The organism is Aurantiacibacter marinus (assembly GCF_001021555.1).
GTDB lineage: Bacteria > Pseudomonadota > Alphaproteobacteria > Sphingomonadales > Sphingomonadaceae > Alteraurantiacibacter > Alteraurantiacibacter marinus.
Genome location: NZ_LDCP01000005.1, coordinates 1 through 6,693 on the forward strand (window position 1 = coordinate 1; position 6,693 = coordinate 6,693).

3 protein-coding genes are annotated in these 6,693 nt (G+C 56.0%); all 3 read left to right on the forward strand.

Annotation, left to right across the window (positions count from 1 at the left end; translation table 11 throughout):
- Window positions 1–24 precede the first annotated feature (24 nt).
- Window positions 25–798: a 2-dehydro-3-deoxy-D-gluconate 5-dehydrogenase KduD gene (kduD, locus tag AB731_RS13505; RefSeq protein ID WP_047094627.1), complete on the forward strand. Its 774-nt coding sequence runs from the start codon at window positions 25–27 to the stop codon at window positions 796–798.
- Window positions 783–1,835 carry a formylglycine-generating enzyme family protein gene (locus tag AB731_RS13510; RefSeq protein ID WP_052769048.1) on the forward strand — a complete coding sequence of 351 codons (1,053 nt, stop codon included), beginning with the start codon at window positions 783–785 and terminating at the stop codon, window positions 1,833–1,835. Before kduD ends, AB731_RS13510 begins: the two co-directional genes overlap by 16 nt.
- Before the next feature lie 925 nt (window positions 1,836–2,760).
- Window positions 2,761–6,693: beta strand repeat-containing protein (locus tag AB731_RS13515; RefSeq protein ID WP_197076236.1), on the forward strand; the 3,933-nt coding region annotated here is incomplete at its 3' end.

The following is a 6,693-nucleotide window of genomic DNA, read 5'->3' on the forward strand; positions in this document are numbered from 1 at the left end:
ATTCCAATCACAAGAGGATAGTTCATGTCGGCCAGTGTTTTCGATCTTTCGGGCAAGGTAGCGCTTGTGACCGGTGCCAACACCGGCATCGGGCAGGGTATCGCCGTGGCGCTGGCCAAAGCCGGTGCAGATATTGTGCTGACGGCACGGCGTGATCCGGCAGAAACGCGGCAAATGGTAGAGGCAGAGGGCGTGCGCGCGCATGTCATCATGGCCGATCTTTCCTCTATCGAACCGTGCCAGCGCATTGTGGACGAGGCGGTAGAGACCTTTGGCAAGGTCGATATCCTTGTGAACAATGCCGGCATCATCCGCCGCGAAGATGCGCTCGATTTCTCGGAAGAGGATTGGGATGCGGTGATGGATGTGAACTTGAAAGTGCTGTTCTTCCTCAGCCAGGCTGTGGCCCGCCACATGGTGGGCTGGGCGAGCCAGGACGGGCCGCGCGGGAAAATCATCAACATCGCCTCCATGCTGACCTTCCAGGGCGGCATTCGGGTGCCCAGCTACACCGCCAGCAAAAGCGGCGTGGGCGGTCTGACAAAGCTGATGGCGAATGAGTGGGCGACCAAGGGCATCAATGCGAACGCGATTGCTCCGGGCTATATCGCGACCAACAATACAACCGCCTTGCAGGCAGACGAAAACCGCAACCGCCAGATCCTGGAGCGTATTCCGGAAGGGCGCTGGGGCGATCCGGCAGATATTGGCGGCGCAGCAGTGTTCCTTGCCAGTAGCGCAGCAGATTATGTGCAGGGCCATATCCTTGCCGTCGATGGCGGATGGCTGGCGCGGTAATGGTCAGGGTGCGTCGTTTCGGCAAAGAAGCGTTGGCTGCGTTCGCGTGTGCCGGACTGTTGGCGGCCTGCAGCGATACAGAGCATGACGCGGCGGATCAGGCACTTCCAAAAACTGCGGCCGGTTTTGCCAGCACAGCGACCTGTCCCAGCCTATCGGATGAACCTGTACGTATCGAGGCAGGGACCTTCGCAATGGGGCAGGAGAATATTTATGCCGAGGAGGGCCCCGTCCGGCAAACCAGCGTGGCAGAATTCTGGATCGATGTGCATGAAGTCACCAATCGCCAGTTTGCTGCGTTTGTTGCCGAAACCGCATATCTGACAATCGCCGAAAAGCCCGTAGATCCGGCTTTATTCGGCGTTCCGGTGGAGCAAATTCCGGCTGAGTTTCTGCTACCGGGCTCTGCGGTTTTTACGCCGCCGACCCAGCCTTCGACCAATTTTTCCGACTGGTGGACTTATCTACCGGGGGCCAACTGGAAAAAGCCCTATGGCGCAGATGGTCCTGACGCCGCCGCAGATCAGCCGGTTGTGCATCTCGCCTGGGACGACATGCTGGCCTATGCCAATTGGGCAGGTGGCCGCCTGCCGACAGAGGCGGAATGGGAATACGCAGCTGGTGCAGGTGCGGAGCCTTATACAGAACAGCCAGCAGCCGACCGCGCCAACAGCTGGCAGGGCGCGTTTCCGGTACAGAATTCGGCAGACGACGGTTTCCATGGCATTGCACCAGTTGGCTGCTTTGAACCCAATGCCTTCGGGCTGCACGATATGGTGGGCAATGTCTGGGAAGTTACGCAGGATTTCTATCTTCCTGGTCATGATCCATCCGACACAGACAATCCGCGCGGACCAAGCGAGAATGCGGCTTACGATCCATATAACCCCGGCATTGCCAGCCGCGTGATGAAGGGCGGTTCTTATCTCTGTGCGCCCAATTACTGCCAGCGCTATCGCCCGGCATCAAGGCAAGGCCGCGATCCCGGATTGGGGACCAGCAATGTCGGGTTTCGTCTGGCCTATGACAGGCCTTGACGCGGATCAGGGGCAGGCATCCATCTCGGGAAAAATCTCCGTAGCACCCACCAGGAAGATTTGCGCCATCCTGGCTGGTCCCGTGCTGGACAGCACGCCATCTGCCATCGACTGATCGCCAACGACGCACCAACGCGGATAACCAATTCCGATTGCAGACAATCGCAAGCGATATGCGCATGCAACCTTACGCGAATACCGACTGCCACATAGCCCTGGACAATGCGTGCTAGCGATAGCGCATTTCAAATAATTGAGGCCGAATGAGAATATCGAGCCGCATCAGCTATATATCTCATTCCAGCACTCGAAGGATGGTAGGCTTGGTAATTCGAGTTTCGCGTCCAGATTTTCTGAAGACAACACTTCTTGAATAGCCGAGGGTCAATCAATCCCGGATTTTGTACGTAATGTTTTAAACCGTCTTATCGTTCGACATTTCTATAAATATAAAAATGAATATACTTCGAATTGATCGATATCAAAATTCAGTCGTTGGGGACGCATTCAGCCGAGTTCTTGGGTCTCGAGATATCCGGATCATCTGATGCTCGCGAAACACGCGACTCGGGTCTGGCTCATGCGCTTAATTGTAAATATGCGACAGGAATACTGAAATTTCCGGTTTTCAAATTGTAACACAATGGAACAGCTTAAATTTTACAAGAACCCCAGTTTCTTGGCTGGTTTCAAAGCGCCTCTGAAATTTCCTTTACGATTCATTAACTTAAATTTGGGTTCACGCAACCCGAGCATATTTACAGGAAAATTTTGATTCAGTTCAGATGCTTAACAGCCTTGTAACCATAGCGGATTGGTGTTGTCCTATACGCTGATCCTGGTTTCACATGAAACGTGAAGCTGGGGTTCGAGGGGGGCAGATTAGAAACGGCGTGCTGTTCTATCTGCATAACGAGGTAAGATGATGAGCGAAGAACTGAACGGCTTTGACGGCGAAATGGGCGATAGCGATATCGCACGGGGCACCACCGGACCAAGTGCGAGCCCAGCCACAGCGAAATCAGCAAATCAGGCAACACAAGTCATACCGGCGGGTGCCGGCAATGTTGTGACGCTGCCAGATGGCCAGTCGATCGACAGTCTTGATTTCGATGGCCGTGACCTTGTTATCATCCTTTCCGACGGAACGCGTATTGTCGTTCCTGACGGCGCGATCATCATTCCCCAGATTATCGTCGACGGCACCCCGATCCCTCCAGCCAACATCGCGGCGCTGCTCGAAGGTGCTACCGATCCCACCGCTGGCGTAAATCCCAGTTCCGGCGGTAACTTTGCAACAGATCCCGGCGCGATCCAGTCAGCGTTCGATCTGGGTGATCTGCTGCCATATACAGAACTGCCACAGGGCGTTCTGCTGGAAGAAGAGATCATCCCGGGCCTGATCGAGGATGAAGAGCCTGAAATACTGATTGTTACCGATGACAATCCTGCGGGGGCAAGCGATGCGACAACGAGCGTCGACGAAGCAGGCTTGCCTGAGCGGGGCGACGAGCCCGAAGGTACCGAAGAGCCGGCCAACAGTGAAACGACAAGCGGAACGATCGTTTTCGTAGCGACAGATGGCCTTGGTTCGATCACGCTGAACGGCGTTGAAATTTCGGCGGTCGGCCAGACGGTTGCCGGCGATTTTGGCACTTTGACGATCACCAGTATCAATCTCGACACGGGAGAGATCGGCTTCGACTATCGCTTGGACGACAACAGTGTCGGCAACGGGTTCGACGATTTCGAAGCGGTTGTAACCGACGCTGACGGAGACGTCGCCGTCGCCACCCTGAGGGTGAACATCATTGATGATGCGCCGGTCGGAATTGACGATCTCGGGACGGTTCCGCAGGGTAGCCACGAACCGCTTCTCGGTAATGTCCTTGATAACGATATCCCGGGTGCGGACGACTTCCCGGCAGGCGGCGGTGTCACCGGTTTTTCCAATACCGGCGGTAGTGCAGCGCCAGGTGCTTCGTTGCAAGGCACCTATGGTGTGCTGACCATCAATGAAGACGGCACTTATTCCTACGTGCGTGACGTCAACACCCCTGGTGGTGTCCAGGAAACCTTCAATTACGCAATTGTCGATCAGGACGGCAGCACATCAAGCGCTGTCCTGACCATCGCAATTGCAAACGGCCCTGCCGTTATCACCTTTGTCCCGGAAACGGGCGAGGGGACGATAGTAAACGAAGCAGGTCTTCCTGAGCGTGATGACGAGCCTGCGGGAACCGGCGAAATCGCCGATGATGATCCCCAAAACGACAGCGACCCGAGCGAAACCACAAGCGCTACCGTTACGTTCAATTCGGTCGACGGTCTTGGCAGTATCACCATCAATGGTGTGATCGTGGATCAGGGCAATCTGCCGCAGACCATAGTCTCCGACGATATTGGTACATTGGTGATCACTGCGGTCACTTATGATCCGGTGACCGGCGATGGTTCGATCACTTACGAATATACCCTGGCCGACAATACTAGCGGGAATGACACTTCGGTCACTTTCGTGATTTCCGTAACTGATCTGGACGGCGATACAGCCAGCGATGATCTGACGATCACCATCGTCGATGACTCGCCATCTGCGGAAGATGACGCTGCCGGCCTTGGCCCGGGCGAATACGGCCCGGTCGGAGGCACTGTGCTTGCGAATGATACGCAGGGTGCGGACGGCGCGGCCGTTACCGATTATTCGGGCACCGGGGGTAGTGGTTCTGCGGGCGATGTCGTGCAAGGGACTTACGGTACGTTGACAATCGCCGCCGATGGCACGTTCAGCTATACGCGCGATCCGGGCACGCCGGGCGGTGTTACCGACACCTTCAATTACGTTATTACGGACGGCGACGGAAACGTGGCTGATGCCGATCTGGTCATCAGTATCGCCAATTCGATTACCTCGCTCGACCTGCCGGTCAAAGGCGGCGACGGCGCATTGGTTGATGAAGCTGGCGTCGAAAGCCCGTTCCCGGGCTCCGCCGCTGCTGGCGACAGTGAAATTACCTCCGGAACCTTTACCTACACGGCGCCCGATGGCCCGGCTGTGGTGACCATTGATGGTATCGCTGTGACAGGTGCAGGCCAGACCTTTACCGGCAGTTTCGGCACATTAACTATCGATTCCGTTGCGATCGGCTCGATCGGCTATACCTACGAATTGAACACCAATACGACTGGGGACGAGACGTTTGACAGCTTTGCTGTGCTCGTCAGTGATCAGGATGGCGATACCAGCAGCGGTGCTTTGCAAATTGCGATCATCGATGACGTGCCGATGGCAAATCCGGACTTGGATTCCGTCACCGAGGATGGCCCGCTCTTGGCAACTGGCAATGTCCTGACTGGTGTTGACGTGGCTCTTGGTGATGCGAACTCCACCGACGGCGTGGCCGATGTTCAAGGCGCCGACAGCGCAGCTGTTACTGGCGTTGCTGCCGGCCAGACCACTGACGATGTCGCCGGCAATGTTGGCGGCGGGGTTGCCGGTGCCTATGGAACAATCACGATCCTCGCCAATGGCGATTATGAATATGCTCTCGATAACCAGAACCCGGCCGTTCAGGGGCTCGACAAAACTGAAACGCTGACGGACGTTTTTACCTACACCATTACCGATGGTGACGGTGATACCGACACCACTGTTGTTACGGTAACGATCAACGGTGCGGATGATCCGGTCGTTCTGAGCGGCTTTAATCTGCAAGGCGCGGAAGAGGTTGTCGATGAAGACGACCTACCGGATGGCAGTTCACCTGATGCTGCCGCTCTGACGCAAGCTGGCACCTTTGACGTGACCAGTGCCGATGGGCTCGAAACACTCAGCGTCGGAGGCACTTCGATATTTGGTAGCGGCGTGACCTATCCAGTCACGATTACAGGTACTTACGGCACACTTACCGTTACCGGAGTGGCGACCACTCTGGATATAGACGGAGATGTTGTCGCAGCGACTGTCTCTTACCAATATACGCTGTCCGACAATACCGATGCACACCTGCTTTCTGGCGAAGACATTCTGACGGACAGCTTCGCAGTCGTAGCGACAGATACTGATGGTTCGTCCGACAACGACGTTCTCGATATCGATATCGTGGACGATGTTCCGTTTGCGACGGCGAATGAGAACACGGTTGGCGAAGGCGCTGATGTGAGCGGCAATGTCCTGAGCGATGATGACGGGTTCGGGACGGATGTATCTGGCGCGGACGGTTACGGATCGGTCGGGGCTGTGATCGGCATTGCGAGTGTGAACCAGGGAACGCTGGATACCTCTGCGGATGGTTTGAGCAATTATGTATTGTCGGGTGAGTACGGGACGCTGACGCTGAATGTGGACGGCAGTTACACGTATGCGGCGAATGCTGACATCACTGATGGAGCGGTCCTGGAAGATGTGTTTGAGTACACGATCGAGGATGAGGACGGGGACCGTTCGACTGCGACGCTGACGATTGATGTTACGAATGTGACGGTGACGGCAGCGGACGATGAGGTTCTGGTTGACGAGGATGGTCTTGCGGGTCCTCCTGCTGGCAGCAATGCCGGTACGGACAGCGAGATTTTCGATGGTTCGATCACGCCATCTGGTGGGACGGGTCCGTATACCTTTGAGCTGATCGGTGCGAATGCGGACGGCGATGGTGATTACGGTACGTTGGTTCTGAATGCGGACGGCAGTTACACGTACACGCTGGACACAGCGTTCACGACGAGCCCGGATACCAACAACGGCGAGAATGCGGAGAGCCCTGCAGGCGAGAGCTTTGGGTACCGGGTGACGGATGCCGACGGGAATACGTTTGAAGGGACGATTGCGGTAACGATCGTGGACGATGTTCCGTTTGCG

Coding starts and splice junctions, on each gene's coding strand:
- AB731_RS13510 (WP_052769048.1), top strand. CDS start 783: ATGGCTGGCGCGGTAATGGTCAGGGTGCGTCGTTTCGGCAAAGAAGCG.
- kduD (WP_047094627.1), top strand. CDS start 25: ATGTCGGCCAGTGTTTTCGATCTTTCGGGCAAGGTAGCGCTTGTGACC.